The organism is Nostoc sp. DedSLP04 (assembly GCF_034530775.1).
Taxonomy (GTDB): Bacteria; Cyanobacteriota; Cyanobacteriia; order Cyanobacteriales; family Nostocaceae; genus Nostoc.
This window is the reverse complement of the sequence record NZ_JAVRCL010000084.1, coordinates 6,048-30,670: the sequence shown is the minus strand read 5'-3', so window position 1 is coordinate 30,670 and position 24,623 is coordinate 6,048. Positions and strand designations below refer to the sequence as shown.

At 40.6% G+C, this 24,623-nt stretch carries 12 protein-coding genes, 1 tRNA gene and 1 pseudogene; 6 read left to right on the top strand and 8 right to left on the bottom strand.

Going from position 1 to position 24,623, the window contains the following annotated elements; translation table 11 throughout:
• Positions 1 to 77: 77 nt before the first annotated feature.
• Positions 78 to 4,361: a DUF4347 domain-containing protein gene (locus RMX89_RS31380; RefSeq protein ID WP_322691690.1), complete on the bottom strand. Its 4,284-nt coding sequence runs from the start codon at positions 4,359 to 4,361 to the stop codon at positions 78 to 80.
• Positions 4,362 to 4,965: 604 nt separating this feature from the next.
• On the opposite strand from RMX89_RS31380, the gene RMX89_RS31375 reads away from it, so the two are divergent.
• Positions 4,966 to 6,594 (top strand): serine/threonine protein kinase, encoded by a 1,629-nt coding sequence (locus tag RMX89_RS31375; RefSeq protein ID WP_322691689.1) that lies wholly within the window; start codon positions 4,966 to 4,968, stop codon positions 6,592 to 6,594.
• A gap of 199 nt (positions 6,595 to 6,793) precedes the next feature.
• Here the strand turns inward: RMX89_RS31375 and RMX89_RS31370 are convergent, their stop codons facing one another.
• The 3 genes from RMX89_RS31370 to RMX89_RS31360 all read right to left on the bottom strand — a co-directional run bounded on the left by RMX89_RS31370 (position 6,794) and on the right by RMX89_RS31360 (position 10,058).
• Positions 6,794 to 7,975 (bottom strand): CapA family protein, encoded by a 1,182-nt coding sequence (locus tag RMX89_RS31370; RefSeq protein WP_322691688.1) that lies wholly within the window; start codon positions 7,973 to 7,975, stop codon positions 6,794 to 6,796.
• Between the two features lie 208 nt (positions 7,976 to 8,183).
• Positions 8,184 to 8,268, bottom strand: a tRNA-Ser gene (locus RMX89_RS31365).
• A 344-nt stretch (positions 8,269 to 8,612) separates the two neighbouring features.
• Positions 8,613 to 10,058, bottom strand: coding sequence for a PQQ-dependent sugar dehydrogenase (locus tag RMX89_RS31360; RefSeq protein WP_322691687.1), 1,446 nt, complete (start codon positions 10,056 to 10,058; stop codon positions 8,613 to 8,615).
• A gap of 69 nt (positions 10,059 to 10,127) precedes the next feature.
• Between RMX89_RS31360 and RMX89_RS31355 the strand changes: the two are divergent.
• The 5 genes and pseudogenes from RMX89_RS31355 to RMX89_RS31335 all read left to right on the top strand — a co-directional run.
• Positions 10,128 to 10,468, top strand: a pseudogene (locus tag RMX89_RS31355) (IS1 family transposase); the annotation flags it as partial.
• Positions 10,469 to 10,632: 164 nt separating this feature from the next.
• A complete protein-coding gene (locus RMX89_RS31350; protein ID WP_322691686.1) occupies positions 10,633 to 10,905 on the top strand; it encodes a hypothetical protein in 273 nt (90 codons plus the stop codon).
• A 226-nt stretch (positions 10,906 to 11,131) separates the two neighbouring features.
• The gene (gene ilvD / locus RMX89_RS31345; protein ID WP_322691685.1) at positions 11,132 to 12,838 is read left to right on the top strand and encodes a dihydroxy-acid dehydratase; all 1,707 of its coding nucleotides are present in this window, start codon (positions 11,132 to 11,134) and stop codon (positions 12,836 to 12,838) included.
• 187 nt (positions 12,839 to 13,025) lie between these two features.
• The gene (locus tag RMX89_RS31340; RefSeq protein WP_322691684.1) at positions 13,026 to 13,364 is read left to right on the top strand and encodes a hypothetical protein; all 339 of its coding nucleotides are present in this window, start codon (positions 13,026 to 13,028) and stop codon (positions 13,362 to 13,364) included.
• A gap of 234 nt (positions 13,365 to 13,598) precedes the next feature.
• Complete coding sequence (locus RMX89_RS31335; protein ID WP_322691683.1) at positions 13,599 to 14,612, top strand: alpha/beta hydrolase; 1,014 nt, start codon at positions 13,599 to 13,601, stop codon at positions 14,610 to 14,612.
• A gap of 175 nt (positions 14,613 to 14,787) precedes the next feature.
• Here the strand turns inward: RMX89_RS31335 and RMX89_RS31330 are convergent, their stop codons facing one another.
• The 4 genes from RMX89_RS31330 to RMX89_RS31315 form a co-directional block, all read right to left on the bottom strand.
• Positions 14,788 to 20,205 (bottom strand): AAA family ATPase, encoded by a 5,418-nt coding sequence (locus RMX89_RS31330; RefSeq protein WP_322691682.1) that lies wholly within the window; start codon positions 20,203 to 20,205, stop codon positions 14,788 to 14,790.
• 613 nt (positions 20,206 to 20,818) lie between these two features.
• Positions 20,819 to 21,373, bottom strand: a complete 555-nt coding sequence (locus RMX89_RS31325) for a RidA family protein (protein WP_322672407.1) — start codon at positions 21,371 to 21,373, stop codon at positions 20,819 to 20,821.
• A 1,100-nt stretch (positions 21,374 to 22,473) separates the two neighbouring features.
• Entirely contained in the window at positions 22,474 to 24,123 is a 1,650-nt protein-coding gene (locus RMX89_RS31320; RefSeq protein WP_322691681.1) for a Ppx/GppA phosphatase family protein, read from the bottom strand.
• Between the two features lie 290 nt (positions 24,124 to 24,413).
• On the bottom strand, positions 24,414 to 24,623 hold a 210-nt coding region (locus RMX89_RS31315), incomplete at its 5' end, for a hypothetical protein (protein ID WP_322691680.1).

Below are 24,623 nucleotides of genomic sequence, written 5' to 3'. Positions count from 1 at the left end.
CTCATGCACGGTTTTGAAGACCAACGGGGTTGGTGACAACTTCGTTGAGTTTAATCGCTACAGACTAGAATCGAGCGCTAGACGATGACATTAGTACCAACTACCAGATTTGTTGCGGTGAAATTATCCAAAGTCGCCAAAGTGTAAAAAGAATAATAACCAAGGATTTGAACTTCTGTAGAAGTATCCGATTGCACAAATTGTAGGTTGCCATCACCGATGGGATTGCTGCTACTGTAGCCCCGACTTTTAAACAGGTCAGTCAAGACTAACTTATCCTGATTCTGATTAAAGTCAGTGATGGTATCACCAACATCACTCAAGGTTTGGTAGATGAACTGGTCATTACCTGCACCGCCAGTCAGGGTATCGTTATCTTCACCACCAACAAGGATGTCATTACCTGCACCGCCAACAAGGCTGTCATTACCAACACCTCCAACAAGGCTGTCATTGTCAGCACCACCAAGCAAAGTATCGTTACCTGCACCGCCGCGCAGCAGGTCGTTACCACTCTTGCCGTCGATGCGGTCATCGCCCTCTTGACCATTAATAACATCTGCTGAGTTGTCAAAGCCATTGAGATTGTTGTTCACGTCATTGAGAAAGGTGACTGTGTTCTTGTTTAAGATAGCGTTTTGGGTGGAGTTGGCATCGAAGACATCAAAGCTTTCACTAATGCTGGTTTGCCCATTAAACAGGATATTGCCTACTGCCGATACGTTTTCTAGGTTTTCCAGAGGAAAGTTTTGGAGAATAACTTTGTTATCAGCCACCCCTTCAAAGGTGATTTCTAGATTGTTACCATTCTGGGTGAGTAACAGATTTCGGGCTGTCAATCCAGCACCTTGAAATTTGAGGGTATCCACTTCGGCAATGATTGCTGCTGATGGATTTGAGCCTTTACCTAACCCACCGAAATCGGTAATGGTATCAACACCGTCACCTAATTTGTAAACAAATTTATCTTTGCCGCCGCCACCAGTTAGGATGTCGTTACCTTGATTACCTGTGATGGTATCGTTCCCAGCTTGAGCGTTAATTATGTCACTGTAGTTCTTGCCTACTAAATTATCAGCACCATTGGTTCCATTCAGCCCGTTAAACTCTAATGCACCGATATCAACTTTACCCTTAGATATTCTGTTAAATTGACCACCTCGTTGGTCGGTGGTGATGCCTGCTGGAATCAGAGCATTATTGCCAGCGTTAATGGCGGGACTATCTGCAAGTAAGGCATTAGTAAAGGTTGTACCACCATTATTTTGCAGGGGGCTAAGTCTTGGATCAATGGGTTTGGTTCTGATGCCGACGAGGGTGCTGGTAGTAAAGCCAGTGCTACCTGTGTTATCGCCAATTAGGTTATTACCAGCGTCGGTGAAGTTGCCGGAAACGTCGCGGGAATTACTGGAATCATCAGAATAGGGTATGTAGGAATTGCCTGCAATGATGGTATCGCCAACGATAACATTACCGCCATTACTGAAGACACCCCCACCGTTGCCACTAACACCGCTATAGTCAAAGCCCTCTGCTGTGTTATTGGTAATGGTGTCATTGGTGAGGGTGAGAGTGCCGCTGTTCAAGATACCACCGCCGGTGTAATATACACTATTACCAGAGACAGTGCTGTTAATCAGGTTAAAAGTACCTGAGTTAGAGATGCCACCACCGTCTGCCGCGCTATTATTAGAGACAGTGCTGTTAGTGATATCGACAGTGCCTAAGTTATAAATGCCGCCGCCGTAAGATGGGTAAGGGTCGGGACCTCCCCGCTCAAGACCGCTAGCGAACGCACTATTATTAGAGACAGTGCTGTTATTTATACTGACTTTACCTGTATTGAATATGCCGCCGCCATAGGCTGTGTTGAAACCGACGTTTGCATTGTTATTAGAGACAGTGCTGTTATTTATACTGAGTTTGCCTTTATTAAAGATGCCGCCGCCTAAGGACGATCCCCCATTGCCAGAGACAGTGCTTCCCGTCAGGCTGAGAGTGCCTCTATTAAATATGCCGCCTACTTCCCCTCTATTATCAGAGACAGTACTGTTAGTCAGGCTGAGGCTGGTATTGCTATTGAGCAAAATACTGCCTAAGGGATCATTAGCATTAGCAATCTTCAAGCCATCAATGCTGGCATCTGTCCCAGAACCCGATATCTCAAACACGCCTGATGAATTATTCCCACTCACTATGAGGTTAGATGCCCCAGTCCCCAAAATGGTAATATCATTGGTAATGATTAATTTGCCAGAGGTCAGGGTGATGATATCTGGGATGGCATCGGTGAACACGCCCGCAAAGGTAATCGTATCTGCCCCAACGGTCGCATTGGCATTGAGGATAGCCTGCCGCAACGACCCCGATCCAGAATCGTTGGTATTAGTCACCACAAATGTGCCAGTATTAACAGGTGGCGGGGTGACAGGGGATTGGACTTCGTAAGCACCAATATCAATAACACCGTTGAATATTCGGTTAAATCGAGTACCGCGTTGGTCAGTGATAACACCAATAGGAACTAGAGAATTATTGCCAGCATTAATAGCGGGGCTATTCGCAAGTAACGCCTGGGTAAAGGTTGTACCACCGTTATTTTGCAGCAATCCGAGTCTGGGGTCAATGGGGCTAGCACTTGTGCCGACGAGGGTGCTGGTGGTAAAGGCAGTGCTACCAGTATTATTACCAATCAGGTTATTGCCGGAGTCAATCAGACCACCACTCACGTCGGGGTGTATATCACCGGAGGTGGACTTGTCGAGGTTGCCTGCAATGATGGTGTTACTAACATTGACGTTAACAGAGGAATCAGAGGAACTAAAAACACCCCCGCCATTGCCAGTACCATTACCATCTGAGTCAGCTGTGTTGTTATTAATTGTAGCGCTGATTAGGGTGAGGCTGTTGTCACTGTTATAGCCTTGGCCATTGTATATGCCACCGCCATCTTCTAACGCTGTATTGCCAGAGATGGTGCTGTTAGTTAGTGTAGCTGAACTGTTAAAATAACTATCATTTCCGTTAAAAATGCCACCGCCAGAGGTTGCAGTATTGCCAGAGACAGTGCTATTGGTCAGCCTGAGATCACCGCCTTGATTATAGATGCCACCACCGGAGTTTGCCGTATTGCCAGAGACAGTACTGTTAATTAGGCTGAGAATACCAGTTTTACCAGAGGAAGCGTCATTAAAAATGCCGCCTCCGGCAGTATTGCCATTATAAATCTTGCTTGCCCCGGCGGTATTGCCATAAACACTGCTGTTAGTTAGGCTGAGAGTACCACCGTTATAAATACCACCTTGTGTATTGCCAAAGACGCTGGTGTTAGCAAGACTGAGGATGCCGCTATTAGAGATGGCACTTCCTGCTGTATTCCCAGACACACTGCTTTTTGCTAGGTTGAGGATGGAAGTTCTATTAACCTTAATACTGCCGCTAGCGATCGCCAGTCCATTAATATTGACACTTGTCCCTAATCCTGATATGTCGAATACTGTAGAGGCATTCTTTCCAGTCACAGTAAGCTTAGATGTCCCAGTCCCCAAGATGGTAACATCATCGGTAATCGTCAGTTGCCCAGAGGTGAGCGTGATGGTATCTGGGGTGGTATCTGTGAATATTCCGCCAAAAGCGATCGCATCATCCCCAGCAGAAGCATTCGCTAACTTAATTGCCTCCCGCAGAGTGGTAATACCGTTATTGGCATCGCCATCATCTAAATCTTGGGAACTATTTACCGTAAACGTTGCTAGCACTCCTGCGTAAGCTTCTCGCGTCGTTTCTGCAAACGCCAGATTTACTTCCATATCAGTAGTGCGAACTTCTAACTCCCAGTTACCGCCTAATGCTGCATTGCCAATTCGCTGACGCGAAGCAGCAATATTTGCCCCTGTCAGTTGGTGCAGTTTTTCTACAAATTCTGCCCCTACATCACCCAAAGCTACATTGCAACCATAGATGAGTAAGTTAATAGGGTTATCGGCTTTGCTAAAGGTGGAAAATATCTTCTGCCATTGTTGAAGTTGCTGGCTGTATTCGTCGAGGGTATCAATTCCTAAATGGGTATTGCCCAATTGTAAGCAACCTGGGACACCGTGGCACACAATATGAATGTTAGCCAAATTCCAGCGATGTCTAACGGCAAGCTGCTGCGCGTCTACGCAACTCGCCAGAATTTTCGTAATTTGTTCAACACCGTTCTGTGTCGAGTCAAGCACGAACACTTGGGCATTATCAAGCACGCCATTGATTAAATCGCTATAGTCTTCAACCGCCGTATCGATGAAAACTAGACTATGGGTATATGAGGTAGAAGTTGCGTGATTTTCTGGGAAGTTGGAGGTATGTAACGTTGCCATTTTGTTACTTCAAGCTAGGGTAATGAGGGAAACTCAAACCGACTTCAGCCTTGCAATTACAGGGTTTTCACACAACTACTGAGAGTAAAAAAACTAGATATTTACTAATGTATTTTTCCTTTCGTTGCTATCATCTAGCAAATTGCTGCTTTTGTAAAGCAATAAAAGTATTTAATTTTACTGGGTTCCCTAATTCACATCTAGCAGATGTACAAAAATCAGTTTTTATACTGGTTCATCCTAAAAACCTAGATTTTTCGCCCACAAACGTGGTTTCTCAAGTTTTTTTGAGATCGTGCCAGATATTGAATTGATGAATTTGGGTTTTAAATAGTTTTTCTGAAAATGACTTTTATAAAACCTCAAAAATAGCCATAGCCCGTCTTCTGCTTTAAGCTTGCCGCACTCCCGCGCTATCATCTGAGAAAGATAAAACTGTTGCGATCGTGGGGAGGTCTTTCTCACTTCAGGAATTCCAACAACTACATCCCGTAAAATAGACAGGCAAGAACCCTGCCCGATAAAAATATGGGAAAATTTTTGGGAAATCCCTCAAAACTCAGGACTCGGTACTTATCTGCTCACTCAGGACTCAGGACTCTTTATGTTAGCAGGCACAATTTTGCAGGATGGAAAATATACCCTAATTCAAGAAATAGGGCGGGGTGGCTTTGGCATTACCTTTAAAGCTACGCATCACTACTTGGGTCAGGAGGTGGTGATGAAAACCATCAATGAACGGCTGCGACAACATCCTGATTTTGCCAAATTCGAGCGCCAATTCCAAAATGAAGCCAGACGATTAGCTACGTGTATCCACCCAAATATAGTCCGAGTTAGTGACTTTTTTGTAGAAGCTGGACTGCCTTACATGGTGATGGAATACATTCCTGGTGAAACCTTGGGAGACGCATTTGTATTACCAGGAATAACTTTGCCTGAAGCCACAGCAATTCATTACATCCGACAAATTGGGGCAGCGTTGCAGGTAGTACACAACAACGGCTTGTTACACCGCGATGTCAAACCAGATAATATTATTCTTCGTCAAGGAACGCAGGAAGTAATACTAATTGATTTTGGCATTGCCAGGGAATTTAATGGCGGTGTCAGACAGACTCACACAGGTTTGGTTTCTGAGGGTTATTCTCCGATTGAGCAGTATATGACGCAAGCGGCGCGCACACCCGCTACGGATGTTTATGGTTTAGCAGCAACCTTGTATGCACTATTGACAGCCCAAGTTCCCATGCCAGCATTATTGCGCGATCGCGAACAAATGCCTTCCCCCCGCGAACTGCAACCACATTTGAGTGCTGCTGTCAACCAAGCGGTAATGCGCGGTATGGCGGTAGAGTCTCGTTTTCGGCCAGCGACAGTTGCTGAGTGGCTGCAATTGCTACCTGGAAATGGGGTGAATGGAACACCGCAAGTTTTACCCACTTACGCAGTGCCAACTGTCAATTTATCTGCGCAGCAAGCAGCAACTTTAATTGGGAAAAGTGCCCAAAATTCTATTCATAGACCATCTGTGCTGGCGCAACCCAACCCAGGTATGCCTAAGGGAACTCTACTGGCTAAAAAGCTGGGATCATCTAAAGTATTTATTGGTATGGGTGTAGCCTTAGTTGCTGCTACAGCAGGTTTTGGGATCGCGAGTTTATTACCCAAATCTCAGCAGCCGACTGCCAAGCCACTTGTTGAAAAGCCAACTCAAGAATCAGGTGCGAAAGCACCTAATGTTGATAGTACATCTTCACCCAGAAGTGAACAGACCAACACCACTTCAAGAAGCGAAAAAGCACCCGTCTCTAATTCCAAACAGCGTCGCCGCAATCGTCGTTCTTCCCAAGAAGAATCTACCAGCAGCCCTGCAAGAGAACCGCAACGCGGTGATTCCGAACAATCCACACCTTCACCTAGCGTTTCCCCCACACCCTCTTTAGTGGAGAAACTACGAGCAATCCGCTCATCTCGAAAAGCTTCCCCCTCCCCCGCACCATTGCCATTTCCACAAAATAACTTACCCGCTTCTAGTCAAAAACCTGCCTCCCCTCAACCCGTAAGTCCATCAAAACCTCTACTTATACCACCACCAGCACCAACAGAATCCAAACAATCAGATCCTTCTGCTGTGGTAGTACCAACACTAGAAAAGCAAAATTCACCGACTAATAGCCAACCCCAGAATATTCAGAAGTTTGAGGAAAAGCTACAAGATGACAATAACTAATCAATTTTGGATTCTGGTAAAGCAGCGTGGTAAGTTCACAACCACCCTGGCTTCCAATACTTGTCGGGTTTTAGGGAAAGGGACTCATGTTAAAGGGTAAAAACCTTATATATCAAGCCTTCCAATACTTTTCCCTTTAACCGAGCAGTATTGCGCTGACTCCTATTAACTAATTACAAATTACGAATTACGAATTATTTTAGGAAGGGTTAAGTTTATTCTGTACAACAACTTCCCCCTTCTTATTAATCTTCACCGGATTCTTGGGAAAAGCTTGATTATTCAAATAACGCATAAGTCTTACAGTTTGAAAACTCCGATCGATATGAGGAATTCCCTGCCGATCCATCCGAACGGGAATAATTTTACTTGATACCAAATTTCCTATTGAGTTGAGTTTGACTTCTAAAATCATGGAGTCACCTGTTTGGGCATTTGTAGATAAAGTCCGATATCCCAAAAAGTTTCCTAAAGAATAGGCAATGATTTTTCCCTGATAAATTTCCATCGCTCTGGGAACGTGAGGGCCATGTCCTAGAACTAAGTCTGCTCCTGCATCAATCATGTTTCGAGCAAACGCGATCGCATTACCTCGGTTTTCTCCATAAAAAAACTCTGTTTGATTCTTAACGTGTAGTGCCCCCGTTCCTTCCGCTCCAGCGTGCATCGATACTACTACAATATTGGCTTTATTTTTGGCTTCTGCCACGAGTGCTTTAGCTGCTTTTAAATTATGGATGGAGTTATACATTTCATAAGGAGAAAATCCGATCATTGCCACAGGGATATTGTTAGCTTCCAAATAAAGAATTTGATTTTTATAACCTAATGTTGCAATGCCTACAGCCTGAAGATTTTTCATTGTATCTTTGAACCCTACCGGGCCAAAGTCCATAGCATGGTTATTTGCCATATTGAACACATTAAAACCAGCCTCAGCAAAAAGCTGGGCGTATGCAGGTGGAGAGCGAAAGGCAAAGACTTGTCCTCGACTAATATCTTTGGCAGTATAGGGATAATTAGTTAGACTACTTTCAAAATTTCCAAACAAGATATCAGATCCTTGCAAGTGAGTTCTCACTGAATTTGGTAATAATTGATCTCGAAAGCGAGGTAATCTATAGTTAGGAAAATTAGTACCGGGAATAATATCTCCAACGGCTTTGATAGTAATAGTATTTGGAAAGGTTTGTTGCTGTGTTTTTGATGGGGTAAGTTCAGGAATAGCTAATGGAAACTGCATAGTCTTAGTCGGCATAGTAGCAGCGTTTAATCGCTGTGATTGACCAAGCCGGATAATGACTCCTATACTAATACCCAGATATAAAGAAATACCGATCAGACTAAATGAGAATACTCGCCCCAAGCTGCGATCTACCACCGTTCACTCCTCACACGATGGCATTAGTTTATCCCAAAAATATGCGTTAACGGTGTATATTTTAGGGTTTTTGGCAAATATTTGACTGCGTAAATATTGAGCGATAATCCTATCTAACTTGCAAATAAACAGACAAGTTGTTCAATATCCTTGCTAAAGGTAGGCAAATTTCAGCCACATTGTAGTAAATTTTCAGTAATCTTTTGAACGGAGAGGGGGGGATTCGAACCCCCGTTGGGTTTCCCCAAAACGCATTTCGAGTGCGTCACCATGAACCGCTCGGACACCTCTCCAACTATTTATTCAGACATTTGAGTATCTATTCTACATTCAAATGCTGTAAATTTAGGAAAATCTTGCTGGATTCCCTATACTACTATAGCATTATCGCTTTTTTTGCGTAATGCAATTCTCTAGGAATGCCAATACTACTAAAGCCTACAACATTTTCCATCATGACGGTTGGTGAAATTACTTGACGAGTCAATGAGACGCAGAAATTTATATAAAGCTGTGAAAAAACGTTTCTTATGCCAGGACGAGGGGTGCAAGAAAGCGTCAGGAGTACGAGCTTGTTTGAATTGGGATAGTTTGGGTGCTTAATTTCGATTAGTAATGCAGAAATATCCAATTTACTTTACTTGGTAGGCATAGAGACTTCCCAAATTCCTTGATTTCCGCCATATTCTAGAACATAAATCTTATTGCTAATAATCTCAGCATCAATGGGATTACTAAAACCTTTGACAAGGCGTGTAGCGTTAAGTTTATAGTTGGTATTTCCTACTTTAGTTAACTTTAAATGCAGTAGGTCTTGGCTGGCATCTTTAAAAGGGCCTATTAGTGTTTCGCCAGTGGGATCGCCTGCTGTCCAACTCAACATAAATCCATCTCTGTTGAATTCTGGACTCATTACTCCTTGTGTATCAAAAACTAAGCCTAAAGGAGAACGGTGTGTTGTAAAAGTGCTCAAAGGTTGCCCAAGAACGCTGGCATCTTTGATTTTTCCATCTACAGGATCGCGGTAATTATCTGCGTCCGGGCCAAGATTAGGAATTGGTTCAATCAGTTTTCCAGTAGGTCGATTAGGAAAGGTTGGATCGTTACGATAGTAGCCTTTTTGGATGGCGTTAAATTGAGGGCTTAACAATCGGTCAGTGGCAGGATTATAATTGGGAAATTGTTGTGGATTATCTGTCCCACCAATACGCCAAGGAAAGCCGTAATTACCACCTAAACGTAGCCAATTTAATTCTTCTGACATATCGCGATCTGGGCCATTTTCTGTGCCAAATAAATCCCCATTGGGCGCAAAAGCCATATCGAAAGTATTACGTATTCCTTCTGCAAAAATATAACCAGCTGTCTTTAAAGTTGCTCGATTGTTTGCCAGAAAGAGATTGTTACCATTACTAGGAAGACGAAGTATACAGGCAGTTAATCCGACTTCGCGAGTATTGGGATATAGGCCATCAACAGACTGAACCTCACCATGATCGGTACGAGAACCGCTATTCACATAGATAAAGTTACCATCCAGGCTAACAACTACGCCATTGAACCGATGGTCATAAGCTGTTTTGCTTTTGGGATAGGCTTCACTCTTAGCTAAGATAGACCAGATACGCTGTTTTGTACTCGAATTAATTACACCTTTAACAATAATTGCTTGAGTTTGGTTATTCACAAGGTCTGCATTGCCAACTAAATAAATTGTGCCGTTAGGGCCAATGACCATACCTTGAGTTTCACTTAAATTATGATTACTAGAGTTGTAAACAAGGGTTTTAGTAGAGGAGGCTAAATTGACTTGATAAATCTCACCATTCCGTTTGAGGTAATAAATAGTATTGTTTCGTGGATCTTTTACAATCCGCACAGAAGGAGAGACTGATAATGTATTAATAATATTGCGAACCTTGATATCAGGACGCAGGCTTTGAGGGACAGCATTTACTCCAATAGTGCTATGATTTAATAAAACTATTGTAAATAATAGTGTTATTGTAAATAACAGCGTTTGAACAGCAATCTGATTGAAAAATCTGCGTTTAACTTGGTTAGATGATTTCATGTTATTCATGATTTTCTTGATAAATTGGTTATTTAATTTTGTTGCTAAATTCTTATTGATGAGTGGAAAAATTTTGGAATTTTAGCTTGGATTTTAGGAAATCATCGTGCTGAAACATTTAAACCTTTATGGGACATTTTTTGCAGTTGGCAGCGCTATTTTTATGTGATGGATGGAAAGTTTACCTCAGTCTTATTAACCTAGAAGATCGTATCGTCAGTAAAACATATATGACCACAGTAGAATGTGAAAATACACGTTTACGTTATTATCTTATACACCTACAGACACTCCTAATGTCACTACTGCTTCGCTATGGAAAAAAGTTATGCTATTCCAAATTAGTAGATATGCTTAAATATTCAATTCAAGTGTTACTTAGCTCTTTGAAGTATAGAGAAATACCCATATTTAGCTAATTCATCCTGCATTTATGTAACGCCTATCAGTGCAATCATACTACGCTCCCATCTTTTAAAAGCGAAAAGCAATCCGCACCTGGAAAAACTTTCCAACAAAATATTTCGGATTGTCTGATAACTTACTGTATTCTGGGATATCCTACCTTGTGGAAAGCCAAATAATGACTATGAATATGCAACGACTCATCAAAAAAAGTTCTAACCCAATTCGCAAGATAACAGACGTAACTCCACCATCGACTGAACCTATTGAGATGCCTGAGAGTCAAGATATTCCTGAATCGGTGGTTGAGCCAAATCTACCTGTGTACATTGAAGCATCCGAATCGGACTACATCTGGGAACACTATCGCCCTTTACGCTCCGTTGGTAACTCTGGCTGGCAACCGTCTGATGTGTGGCGCGAGTTGAGGGTTGATAATTTCTGTGGGTGAGTAATATGAATGCAGAGAGCCATTCGATTCATGGCTGAATAAAATTATACGTTTGTGTAAGTTCTGCTGAAATGTAATTTCTCAGCTACAGCAATAAAGTAGCGCAGATTTCGTAGTCTCATATTTTTGATACTTTATAAATATCAATTTTAAATATATATATATTGGACATTTCAAAAAAGGCTCCATATCATACTCGTACAGAGATTTGATTGAGGCCAGAGCAATGAGTGAAAAAACAACGTCAGAGAATTTAAGAAGTAAAGCTGTTACACAAGGAGTACAGCGATCGCCAAATCGGGCTATGCTGCGTGCAGTAGGTTTTCAAGATGAAGACTTTAAGAAAGCAATTGTCGGTGTGGCTAATGCCTACAGCACGATTACTCCCTGTAATATGGGAATTAATCAACTAGCACTCAGAGCTGAAGCTGGAATTAAACTAGCCGGGGCAATGCCGCAAATATTCGGCACCATTACTATTAGTGATGGGATTTCGATGGGAACTGAGGGAATGAAATATTCTCTAGTGTCACGAGAAGTGATTGCTGACTCCATTGAAACCGTTTGTAATGGTCAAAGTATGGATGGCGTTATTGCCATCGGTGGCTGCGATAAAAATATGCCAGGGGCAATGATTGCAATGGCACGGATGAATATCCCCGCTATCTTTGTTTACGGTGGGACAATTAAACCAAAACACTACAACGGACGCGACTTGACTCTTGTGAGTTCCTTTGAAGCTGTGGGTGAATACAGTGCTGGTAAAATTGACGACACCGAACTGATGGAAGTAGAACGCCGCGCTTGTTTTGGTGCTGGTTCTTGCGGTGGGATGTTCACAGCCAATACTATGTCCTCGGCCTTTGAAGCGATGGGTATGAGTTTACCCTATTCTTCCACAATGGCGGCAGAAGATGACGAAAAAGCCGACAGCACTGAAGAATCAGCCAAGGTATTAGTAGAAGCAATTCGCAATCAACTGTTACCCCGACAAATTATCACGCGCAAATCTATAGAAAATGCTATTTCTGTAATTATGGCTGTGGGTGGTTCAACTAACGCCGTGTTACATTTTCTGGCGATCGCTCGTGCGGCTGGTGTAGAACTTAATCTAGATGATTTTGAAACTATTCGCGATCGTGTCCCGGTTTTATGCGATTTAAAACCCAGTGGTAGATATGTCGCCACAGACTTACATCAAGCTGGTGGTATTCCCCAAGTGATGAAAATGCTATTGGTGCATGGATTACTTCACGGTGACTGTATCACCATCACAGGTAAAACCATCGCCGAAATTTTAGCAGATGTCCCCGATGAACCACCAAGCAATCAAGATGTAATTCGTTCTTGGAATAACCCGATGTATGCTCAAGGTCACTTAGCCATCCTGAAAGGAAATCTCGCTACAGAGGGAGCAGTAGCAAAAATTACCGGGGTGAAAAATCCCAGCATTACCGGTTCTGCAAGAGTTTTTGATTCCGAGGAAGAATGCTTAGATGCCATCCTTGCAAGTAAGATTAAAGCCGGTGATGTGATTATCGTCCGCTACGAAGGCCCTATTGGTGGCCCTGGGATGCGGGAAATGTTAGCACCCACCTCAGCAATTATTGGTGCAGGTTTAGGCGATGCAGTGGCGTTAATTACTGATGGACGCTTTTCAGGTGGTACTTATGGGATGGTAGTCGGACACGTTGCTCCGGAAGCTGCCGTTGGTGGTGCGATCGCTCTGGTCGAAGAAGGTGATAGCATCACTATCGATGCTAATTCTCGCTTGTTACAAATCAACATTTCTGATGCAGAATTAGCCAGTCGCCGCGCCAAATGGCAACCCCGTCCACCCCGTTATACAAAAGGCATCTTAGCAAAATATGCCAAGTTAGTTTCCTCTAGTAGTGTTGGTGCTGTCACAGACTTGGATTTATTTCATGAGTAGGGAGTAAGGTTAGAGACGCGATATCTCGCGTCTCTCTACAAGAGTATGGAAAGACAATTTTCTGGCATTGGCTGTGAAACTTACTTATGTTTTAAAGTAGAAAATAGTTGAGTGAAAGTGTTTGTTACTACCAATGAAAGTTTTAGGGTCAGTCTTGCCAATCCTGTTGCTGCTATGCAGTCCTGCTATGGCAGTTGAGCTTAAAGGACAAAATATTGACGGTCAAAAGCTACCTGCTACAGCTTATTACTATGCAACTGGTGGGGTCTACAAAGTTCAGGTGCGCTTTCACAACAAACGAGCCACAATTTACTTTGAGGACGGCAACCAAACAACTATACAGTTGAACCAGCAAGCGATCGCTGACTCAAAGAATATTGAAGGTTTTGGAAAACTAGGACAATATCCTTTAAATAGAATATTCAGTGTGGGGTTGGTGTATGACAATAATTGGCTCGGTAGCAATGATAGTCAATTCCAACTGTCCAATCCGCTAGACGGGTTGTGGAAAATTAGTTTGGAGTGAATACTCATCCGACTTTAAAAAGGTTTTTCACTTCTGACAGAGCAACTCAACAATATGTCCTCTGCTAGACTCGAAGTAACTACTTAATTACTAAAGTAACATATATCTATAATTATATTGGATTTTTAAATAACTAAGCTGCTTAAAAGCTTACCAGACAAAGATTTCCTTTTCAGGATGCGATCGCGATTCAAGTAGTATTACTATATGTATATGAACATAATAATTACATAAATGAAAGTTGGCATTCAAAATACAGTAGAAATTTTAGAGCAAGTTCACCAATTAGAGTCCACACTAGGTCTTAAAAATGAAGCCTGCCGTTCTAAGTTTTTGATTCATTCTGACTTCACGTCAAAAGTTTTTTTGTTTTTGCATGGTTTTACAGCAGGCCCTTACCAGTTCGAGCCGCTTGGTAAAGCTTTCTTTAACCAGGGATATAACGTTCTGATTCCTTTACAACCCGGTCATGGACGCTCAGGTGACTGGAAGTCTCAAAATCCTCCACCGCTGCCAACAGATATTGAGATTTATCAACAATTTGTCATCAAATGGTTGCAGATTGCCAAAACGCTAGGCCAACAAGTTGTGATTGGTGGATTATCAACAGGTGGGACTTTAGCTGCTTGGTTAGCTTTAGAGCATCCTCAAGAGATTGAGCGCACTTTATTGTTTACGCCTTATTTAGGTAGCCGCTATTTACTATTCGATCGACTCATCAAAATTCTGCCAATTTACTTTGAATGGTTTAACAAAGATGCACCTGGGAATTTTGGTTATAAAGGTTTTCGTCTGAAGGCCTTACGGATATTTCTGGAATTGGGATATCAGGTTTTAGACAAGGCTCAAAGCTGTGTTTCTGCTCCAATATTAATGGTATGTAGTGAGGCAGATAGTGCTGTTAGTCGCTCGAAACAGCAGGATTTTTTCCGAAGAGTACTTAGACAGCAACCGAAATCCTGGTATTACTGCTTCGATGATTCGCTTCACATTGAACACCGAATGATGACAAAATTAGAAGACAATGATTATGAAGAACTGGTAATTGTCCTTGCTAAAGCATTTGTTGAAAGTAATTTAACTTGGGTAGAGTTTCAGGAAATGGCAAAGCGGATAGCGCAGGGACAAGCTTATGACCAAATCATGCGAGAACTCAACTTTGACGAACAAGTTTTTCCACAGCTATCTGCAATGATGACTCAAGGTTTTGGCTGTGAGCATCTTAAATGTATTAACCCAGATTTCTAATGAGTATTTCAATTTTGCAAAAAACGGAGAGGTTAAAAAGTATTTGGCATTTCCAAATCTAGTTCAAGTATTGAGAGGTTCAGTTAACAGCTATTATTATAGATAATTGGTTTTTAAAGACGCGATTCATCGCGTCTCTACAAATGGTCTATTTGTCGCATTCTTTAAATTGGTATTAATTTTGAGCCTGAGCCAGAATCGGTAAGGTAATTACAAATTCTGTTCCAACGCCCAGGGTAGAATTCACAACCAGTGAACCGCCATGTTTTTCTACAACAATAGACTGAGCGATCGCTAACCCTAATCCCGTTCCTTTACCAACACCTTTCGTAGTAAATAAGTGGTCAAATACTTTTTGCTTGACTAATTCACTCATGCCTTGACCATTATCAGCAATGCTCACTTCAATTTGTTTATTTATTAGAGAGGTAGTAATTTTAATTCGATTGGGATTGGCTTGAATTTCTCCAAAACTCCGACCTGTATTTGATTCATCCAAGGCATCAATTGCATTTGCTAAGATATTCATAAATACTTGATTTAATTGACCGGGGAAGCATTCAATTTGTGGTAAATTTCCGTACTCATTGATTACTTCAATAGCTGGACGTTCTTCGTTGGCTTTCAGGCGATGTTTGAGAATTAAAATCGTACTATCAATGCCTTCATGAATGTTAAACGGTACTTTGTAATCTCTATCAGCACGAGAGAAAGTACGCAGACTGGTGCTAATGTTCTTGAGCCTGTCACACGCCATTGTCATCGAATCAATCATCTTGAGCAAATCTTCTAAGGTATATTCCAAATCGATTTCTTCAGCATGAATTAAAATTTCATCTCCGGGAGTAGGAAACTTTTGTTCATATAATTTCAAGTGTTCGATAACATCAATAAATGTTGGTTTAGCTTGTTGGAGACTGGCAGCAATAAAACCAAGAGGATTATTCATTTCATGAGCGACGCCAGCAACTAAGTTCCCCAATGCAGACATCTTTTCACTTTGGACGATTTGTAATTGAGCTTGTTGCAAATCTTGTAAAGCTTGCCCAGCTTGCTGATAAAGCCGAGCGTTTTCTAAAGCAATTGCTGCTTGGGAGGAAAGTAGGTTAATCACCTGTAAGCGGTTACTAGTAAATACTCCTTGATTCAATTGATTTTCTAGGTAGAGAATCCCCACCAAATGACCTTGGTTAATAATGGGCGTGCATAATACGCTTTGAGGTTGATGTAGGAGCAGATATTCTCCAATTACACCAGGAATACTCGTTTCACAATTGTCTATGATGACAGTTTCTTGAGTATTTTTAACGTAATTGATCAGTTTTCTCGGAATATATTGACAAACATCTATTGGTTGTGAATCAAGAATAGTTTTGACATCAGTCTGGGAATTTAACTGTTGATCGATAAAAGTAATTGCCCGCACTTGCCAAGTATCCTCTTGAGGAAGAATTAATACAGATGTTTTCGCACCAGAATTTTCTAAGATAATGCGAGTGAGACTGCTGATAAGTGCGTCTAATTCGATACAACTGGAGATAGTTTGAGCTGCTTTGAGAATGCAGGTTAAATCTAGAGCATCAGAAATATTAGTGCTGCTGGTAGTGTAAGAAGTAGATGTACGAGCAATGCTGGCTATGGTTTCTAAGGGATTTAAGTTAAATTCTTGCTGTTGGAAAATAGGTTTGAGTAATTTGGGATAGCTTTTTTCCAAGTCATCAGTTTTGGCTTTTGCTCCCCAACGGGCATAACTGTAATATGCTTGTTGCAGATATCCTTCTGCGGCTTTTTCTTTACCCCATTCTAGGTAAAATTTGGCAGCAAGTTCGTTAGCGATCGCTGCTTCCTGAACATAGCCATTGGCGATCGCTTCTTGGATAGCGATTTCATAATAATCTGCGGCTTGTAGGCGATCGCTAGTTACACGAGCTTGTTCAGCTAAAATTAAATTGTACTTGTGCTGATAATTTACGGGTGCATGAGTCGCCCATTGTTGCATTTTTGACTGGTTTTCTGCTACTTTCTGGAGATAAAGCTGTTGCTGTGCTTCATTTACCTGAGAACAAAGAGCTAACAAACTCAAAGATTGGTAGAAATTCCGCAAAGGAACAATTAATAAACCTGCTGCTCCCTGCTCATACTGCTCAAATTTTTGGGAATATTCCCAAGCCGATTCATATTCACCAAAAAGATAAGCCAGTAGCGTTTTTGCTAGATAGACATAACAAATACCATTAATATTGTTTGTTTCAATTAAAGTTGGTAACATTTCGACTTCGTGAAAGTGCTTACCAATTAAACAACAGGGGTTAGCCGCTTCTCCTTGTAAATTTAGCACCGTCTGCCGCCAGATATTTCCCCAAACTAGAGATACCTCTTGTTTTATTTGCTGCATGAGATCGCAATATTTATCTGCCTCCAGCACAGCATTTTCTAGGTTTTCTCCGCTCCAAAAGAGAAATTGACAATAGCAATTGGCACAATAGCCTACATATTCTAAATTTCCAGTTTCTAATCCACTCTGCAATCCCTCCAAAAATAGATTCAATGTGGATTTAATTGAATCTTTCCAATGTTTAATAAACAGGCTAAAGGTTAGATAAACTCTACTTTTAAGTTCTTTAGTTTGAAATTTTTCTAAAAGTTGTACTGCTAGTTTACCAAATTGATACCCATCTTCAATTGCACCAATACTGCACAAAAATAATCCATAGAGACTGTAAGCAACAGCTGCCTGTGGTGAGTTGCCATGCTGGATACAAATTTCGATCATTGTAAAAATTTTGAGCGGCAATAACATCGGTTTGGCTATATAGACTGGAGCAAACAAACCCGATAATATACGGAGCGCAACTAATTTTTGGGGATCAATGATTTCTGGCATATCTGCCAATGCTGCAATCGATTGATGAACCAACATTTGTTGTAACTGGTTATATTCATCAAAAATTATTTGAGTGTTACTGTCTTCAGGTAACGTCAAATCTAGTAATTGCAGTGCTTCTCTACCTGTGGCTATTGCTTCAATAAATTTATTTTGCGCCGTATAAGATTGGATTTGAATCTCATAGGTACGAACTTTTTCCAATGGAGATTTAGCGTTTTTGAGGATAATCTCTACTAATGATTTTGATGACTCAAAGTTTGTATTCAGATATTCTGCCTCAGCCGCAGATTCGTAAACAGCAAGGGCTAAATCGTAGCTGCTTTGCCAAGCATTTATCGGTAATAGAAGCATTGCCACTTTTAAATACTCAACTGCTGTTGCATAAGCTGTCGAGTTTTTGGCTTTACAACCCGCTATCAAATTTAACCGGGATAAATGTTCTCGTTCGTCAGCTTCCTCTAATAATTCCAGTCCGTAATTGAATTGGTTAACGATCGCAAAAATTCCTGATTGCTGCTCTTTAGGTGTATTCTGCAACAACAGTTGCCCAATTTGCAAGTGTGTTGACTGTTTTTGTGCTTCTGGAATGAGTGAATAGGCTGCTTGCTGGACGCGATCGTGTAAAAATTTATATACAACCATCTCAGACTGTTCTTGAGTAGCTGCTTGATTTTCGGAACCAACAAAAAACTTATAAATCTCACTTTGCGGCAAAATCAACCCTTCTTGCAAAGCGTTCCATAAACAATCTGCGGTTTCTACCTCAGATTGTTTAGAAACAATCGCTAATGTTTTTAAATCGAACTGATTACCAATACAAGCGGCTAGCTTCAATTGTTGTTGAGTTGATTCTGGTAATCTTCGTAATTGAAAAACCATAAAATCAACAACATTGTCTGCTAGAGTTTGCTGATTTATTTGAGAAATGTCACATTGCCAACACCCTTCAGCAAAATTGAATTGAATTAGTCGATCTTGATGTAATGATTTCAGGATTTGAGTCGCAAAAAATGGATTCCCTTCAGCTTTACGATAAATTAATTGTGAAAGAGATAATGCCACATTTTCTGCACAATTTAAGGTATCGGCTACAAGTTGGTTCAATTGTAATTGGTTGAGCGGTTTCAGGTTAACACTATTTACCTTTACACCTGTTTTGCGAATTTCATCCAACATTACCATCAATGGATGTGCTGGGAATACTTCATTGTCCCTATACGCACCAATTAACAATAAATATCCCTGATTAGCTTCATTCATTAATAATTGCATCAATTTTAATGAAGCTGAATCTACCCACTGCAAGTCATCTAAAAATATAACTAAAGGATGTTCTTTAGTTGTAAATACTTGGAGAAATTTATGAAATAATAAATTAAATCGGTTTTGTGCTGCGTTACCTGATAATTCTGGTGCAGGTGGTTGTCTGCCAATAATTTTTTCTAATTCGGGAATGACTTCAATAATTACCTGTCCGTCTTCACCTAATGCTTGAATAATTTGATTTTGCCATTTGTTTATTTGTATCTCACTTTCTGCTTGTAATTGCTCCATGAAGTTACGGAAAGCTTGGACAAATGCAGAAAAAGGAATATTCCGATTAAATTGGTCAAATTTGCCTTTGATAAAATAACCGTGTTGACGAACAATAGGTTTATGCACTTCGTTAACAACGGCAGTTTTACCAATTCCCGAAAACCCAGCTACCAGGATTATTTCTGTTGCTCCCAGGCTGGCATTTTCAAATGCTTCTAGCAGAGTTTCTACTTCTGCTTCTCGTCCATAGAGTTTATCAGGGATAATAAATCTGTCACACACATCCCTTTGGGCAATTGGGAAACTTTCAATTTTGGCAGTTGTTTTCAGTTGAACTAAACAATTTTCTAAATCATACTTCAATCCTAATACACTCTGATAGCGGTCTTCAGCCTTTTTTGACATTAATTTGCTAACGATATCCGAAATTACCGCCGGAATTTGTAAGTTAATTACATCTATTGATAAGGCTACCTTAGCAATATGGGAATGCACCAATTCCATTGGATCGTTTGATTGAAAAGGTAACTCACCTGTGAGTAATTCGTAGAAAGTTACACCAAGCGAATAAAAATCAGTCCGGTAGTCAATTCCCCGATTCATTCTCCCTGTTTGTTCTGGAGAAATATAAGCTAGTGTTCCTTCTAACACATTGGGGCTAATTAGCGTATGCGTTTCTCTTGGTAATAGAGAGGCAATACTAAAGTCGATTAATTTAACTTGTTTGGTTTCTGGATTAATTAAAATATTGCTCGGTTTGATATCTTTATGAATGATCCGCTGACTATAGAGTATCTCTAAGGTATTACAAAGTGCGATCGCTATTTGTAAAAACTCTTGTAAAAACCTGATATCTCGCGTTTGATCGCGAGCAAAATAATCTTTTAGAGAAATGCCGCCAAAATCTTCCATCACCAACGCATAGGCATTTTGATACGCTTCTAGGCTGTAGGTTTGAACGATTAAAGATGAGTTTAGATTTTTGGCAATGGTGTATTGATTGCGAAACTGCACCAGTTCGTTGAAGGATGGATATGGATTTTTCAGCAGTTTGATCGCTACAGGTAATGAGTCACTTTCTCGATACCCTCGGTAAACTACTGTTCTCGAACCATTGTAGATTTCTTCAATGATTTGGTATCCAGAAATATTAACATGAGTGCTAAACATACCGTTAAATCCGAGTCATTTATAACTTGATTATTCCCAAATTAATAACGGCAATTTAATGTTAATTAATAAAGATTACTATGGCTTTACTTTCGAGACTATTTATGAAGATAAACTTTAAATTGTATGGTACATTACACGCTAATTTATCTTTAAAGCATCCAATGCAGAGATAGAATATCTCACACAAGGTATCAAGGTTATCAATAGTAAATTAGGAACTTGCAAAGCGTAAAGTAGGAATTTTTTAACTCAAAAATATGCTTGTAAGGGCTGGGGAAAGATTAAAAGGGAAGGGGTTATACCATTTTAGATTTTGGATTTCAGATTTTGGATTGGGAATTGCCTTGGTGCGTCTGGCTTGGTGTGAATCCATCTGTCGCAATCATTTTTCAAAATGGTATTAAAAACCTTTCACCTTTTCCCTTTAAACTTTAAAGAACCAAGTTAGCAACAGCGAACTACTAGTACCTGCTAGGATTTTTAATTAGGTTTCGTAGTCTGACTAAAGGCAATTCCCTACTCAAATAGAAGAGACTATTATTGATTGACAGTAGCGGAAGTTTATTACTTTACCGACTGTTATTAGATAGGGTTATGTTATAACTAGTCCTCAACTACGGTTATCTGGAATTACCGCATAAGCATCAATTTCAAATAACATACCGTCAAGTGCAAGTCTAGGAACGGGAATAAGAGTGTTTGCCGGTGGTTTATTCCCCCATAAATTTATAATTTCACGTCCTAACGGGATCAATTTATTTTGGTTGTGATCCACTATAAGAACAGTAATTTTTGCGACATCTTGTGGTTGTGCCCCAACGGCTGCTAAGGCATAACGGAGGTTTTTAAAAGCCTGTATTAACTGCTTTTCAAATTCATTGGAGACAAGATTCCCTTGTAAATCGGAACCAAATTGACCAGAAATATAGACGGTTCTCGCCCTTGATGGTGTCACAGCTATATGGCTATAGCCATTTTGGGTTGGATTATATAATGTTGGTGGGTTCACCAATTTCAACTCTTTGTTGTCTTTAGCGCTTACTTCCGTTTGTGTTCCCACCATCAAAGCGGTAGTTATTCCACTACCTCCAAGCCACAAAAGTGCATTTCGTCGTGAGAAGTTTGCTACTAGCGAATTTACAGCACTGGTAATACGTTTAGTCATTAAAGCTCCTTAAATGTGAGTTCTCTATTTTTGCTCATACTTAGTTCTATTATCTATCCAATTATGCTAAAAAGCACTATTAATGAAATATAATGCCGTGCAATCACGTAATTAATAGCTCCTAATGGCTTTCAGTCCGTTTAGCTTTCGATATGGATGCAGTTAATACTTATACCAAATCAGGTTATTAACCCCCAAAAAGTGTATTAGGCGATCGCAGCGCGTGTTATTTTTCGTAAACAGGTTGTGTCGGTTAGTAGACTTCTTGGCATTTGTCGGGAAAAGGGGGAAAGGGACTCATATCATGTCCGGTTAAAGACTTATCATTAAGACGGCAGGGGAGCAGTTCTTGCTGGGGGCAGGGGGAAAGAGGGTTTCCTGGTTTTTGCACAGATGCGGGAATTATAACTAATTAGGCGGACATGATATCATGTTTTAAATCCCTTACTATGAGTCCCTTTCCCCTTTCTCACAGACCTCACAAGCGCATTTTTAGGTTGGCAGACTACTAGCGGTAATCTGCGCAAGTTTCTTTTGCAGCCCTCAATACTGGAGTTTAGACTAAATTCTTTTTCTCAGGCTACAACCTGTGTGTGGTAAGCATTTTAGACTTCGGAATTATATCAAGCCTAGAAATTATCAAAGCTTGTCTGGATAAGGGTTTAGCGGTTTGATGGGTAAAATTAGTCTAAACTCCAGTCAATATTATGTCTGCTTGATTACTTATTAAACTATTGAAATTTTATATAAGGATATCTAAGTTTCCCGGCTTAGATATCCACTAGCAACATAACCTAAATTTAATAGATTGTTAGCTCTATTCTAACTACTATTTTTTGTTTTTAAATGGTTCTTGGGATAGTTATAAATTCATCCTTAAGTTGGATGTCAAAGTTAGATATATATTTTATTTTCATACACTTGGCAAATTTAATTAAGATTTTTGTTGTATAATATAATGCTAATAGTTATTAAATAAATTTTCTGATTTTTACCTGAAGCTTTTATATTGGAACTAACTTCTCAAGCTGATTAGCGATCGCAACCATAAATATCAGCTATGTGTAGGTGCGTTAACACAGTGTAACGCACCCTAATTTCTAAGAGAAGTTAGTAATATTAGACTTTTCTAAACTTGCTACTAATCTCACTCCAAATTCTTCTTCAAACACTCCTTTTTTATAATCTAAACTCCAAAGTTCTAAAGCACAATCATCATCTGCTTGAGATGGAAAAATTAGCAGATTGACCTGCTTCAGTTGTGGATAATACTCACATTGCACTTGAGCAACTGCACCAATTTGTCGTCTATCTAATGCTACTGCCAATCTTAAAATCGCACTTAATTGACTAACAATTTGTCGTTGTTGTTTGGTCAGCAAATTTTGGTAGTTTTCATGTTTTTTCTTGGGCGGCGATTTGCGATGATAACGCGCTAAATTGGCAATAATTTCAATCTCGGTTTCTGTATAACCGAGTAATTCTCCATTGCGAATTAAATAGTAAGAGTGCTTGTGGTGAGACGAATGGCTGATATAATGACCGCAATTGTGTAATATGGCCGCTGCCCAGAGCATTTGTCGTTCATCAGTTCCCCAGTGGTGTAACGTACCTTGAGTTTGGTCAAATAAACTCTCGGCAAATTTTGCCACGCGATCGCTGTATTCTAAATTGATATGGTATTTATCTGCAAGTTTGAGGACATTCCGTTCCCGAATTGAACTTTGATAGCGTAGCTTATCTTCAATTAAACCGTGGGTTAGCATCCAGTCTACGATTACGCCTTCCCTCAGAGAACGCTCACAAACTGTTACCGATTCACTACCCAAAAGGGTCATTGCTTCTTGTAATATGACTGCGCCAGCGAGGATAACTTCAGGGCGCTTCTCTGGCATACCAGGAATTTCAGCCCTTTCGGAATTACTCAGTTTCCGCAAGCGATTTACCAACTCTTGCAAGTCTTTAAAACTAAATTGGTAGCCATTGAGAGTGGAAGGAATCACACTCGACTTTTCCCGTGCATTAATCATCGCCAGGGTTTCAATTGTGCCCGCCGTACCCACCAAACGCGGAGATTCCCCAGACTCTAAATTTGCTAAGATTTCTTCTACAGAACGTTCCAACATCCCGCGTGCATAAGCTTGCAGATATTGGAACTCAGTGGTGCTGATAGGGTCAGTAGTGATTAACTCGCTAGTGAGTCGCACTGCACCAACTTTGGTACTGGTGAGAATGCGGGCTTGCTGACTATCGCCTAAAATTAATTCTGTGGAACCACCGCCAATATCAATAATGGTATGGGGCTGGTTGTTAAATTCCATCCCCGACAGCACACCAAGATAAATTCGCCGCGCTTCTTCTTGACCAGAAATCAAGTTAACGCTTAAACCCAACTCCGTTTCTAATGTGTGCAAAAAAGCTTTACCATTGGGGGCTTCTCGCACAGCACTAGTTGCCACAGCGATGATTGTTTCAGCGTTGATAGTTTTGGCAACTTCTTGAAAGCGTCCTAAAGCAGCGATCGCCTTTTCAATTATCTCTGGCTTGAGTTCTCCAGTGGTAAGATTGCGATCGCCAAGCCTTACGGTTTCCTTTTCTCTAGCAATAATGCTGAAAGCTGGTAGTGTAGGGTCAATCTTGACTACTACCATGTGTAGAGAATTTGTTCCCAGGTCAATGGCAGCAATAATCCGATGTTGCTTAGATGGTTGAGTTGGAATACTCTCCCAGCTAGAAACTAAATTCAGCATCTAGTTTTCTCTCTTTATTAAGAAATGATGTCAAACGGTGATACGTCGGGGTAGCTAGCACTGATATTTATGACAACACACTTGCTCAGACTGAGTGCTGTTAGCGGTAGCAGAGCGTTGAGCCAGTGCTGAATATTGAGTAAATTAAAAAATACTCAGCATTCCCAACTCAGATCGATCGAGGGTAACTGAGCTATGTATATTCACCCTACTATTTATAACCGCAGTGACTATTTAAAGATATTTAAAGTTGCCACTTTGGGTTATGTTTTTACAAATAACAAATAACGTTATTCTATAGATGTAAAGAAGTGTGAATTAAAAAATAGGGCATAGGGAATAGGGAATGGGGCATAGGGAATAGGGCATAGGGAATAGGGAATAAGGAATAGGAGTAAAAAAGCAAGGGGAGAAATAACTAATCCCCAATCCCCAATGCCCAATCCCCAATGCCCAATACCCAATGCCCAATACCCAATGCCCAATACCCAATGCCCAAT

Excerpts from the sequence above, each read along its gene's own strand:
- RMX89_RS31320 (WP_322691681.1), bottom strand. The coding sequence starts at position 24,123 with ATGCTGAATTTAGTTTCTAGCTGGGAGAGTATTCCAACTCAACCATCT.
- RMX89_RS31375 (WP_322691689.1), top strand. The coding sequence starts at position 4,966 with ATGTTAGCAGGCACAATTTTGCAGGATGGAAAATATACCCTAATTCAA.
- RMX89_RS31335 (WP_322691683.1), top strand. The coding sequence starts at position 13,599 with ATGAAAGTTGGCATTCAAAATACAGTAGAAATTTTAGAGCAAGTTCAC.
- RMX89_RS31380 (WP_322691690.1), bottom strand. The coding sequence starts at position 4,361 with ATGGCAACGTTACATACCTCCAACTTCCCAGAAAATCACGCAACTTCT.
- ilvD (WP_322691685.1), top strand. The coding sequence starts at position 11,132 with ATGAGTGAAAAAACAACGTCAGAGAATTTAAGAAGTAAAGCTGTTACA.
- RMX89_RS31330 (WP_322691682.1), bottom strand. The coding sequence starts at position 20,205 with ATGTTTAGCACTCATGTTAATATTTCTGGATACCAAATCATTGAAGAA.
- RMX89_RS31325 (WP_322672407.1), bottom strand. The coding sequence starts at position 21,373 with ATGACTAAACGTATTACCAGTGCTGTAAATTCGCTAGTAGCAAACTTC.
- RMX89_RS31360 (WP_322691687.1), bottom strand. The coding sequence starts at position 10,058 with ATGAATAACATGAAATCATCTAACCAAGTTAAACGCAGATTTTTCAAT.
- RMX89_RS31350 (WP_322691686.1), top strand. The coding sequence starts at position 10,633 with ATGACTATGAATATGCAACGACTCATCAAAAAAAGTTCTAACCCAATT.
- RMX89_RS31340 (WP_322691684.1), top strand. The coding sequence starts at position 13,026 with ATGGCAGTTGAGCTTAAAGGACAAAATATTGACGGTCAAAAGCTACCT.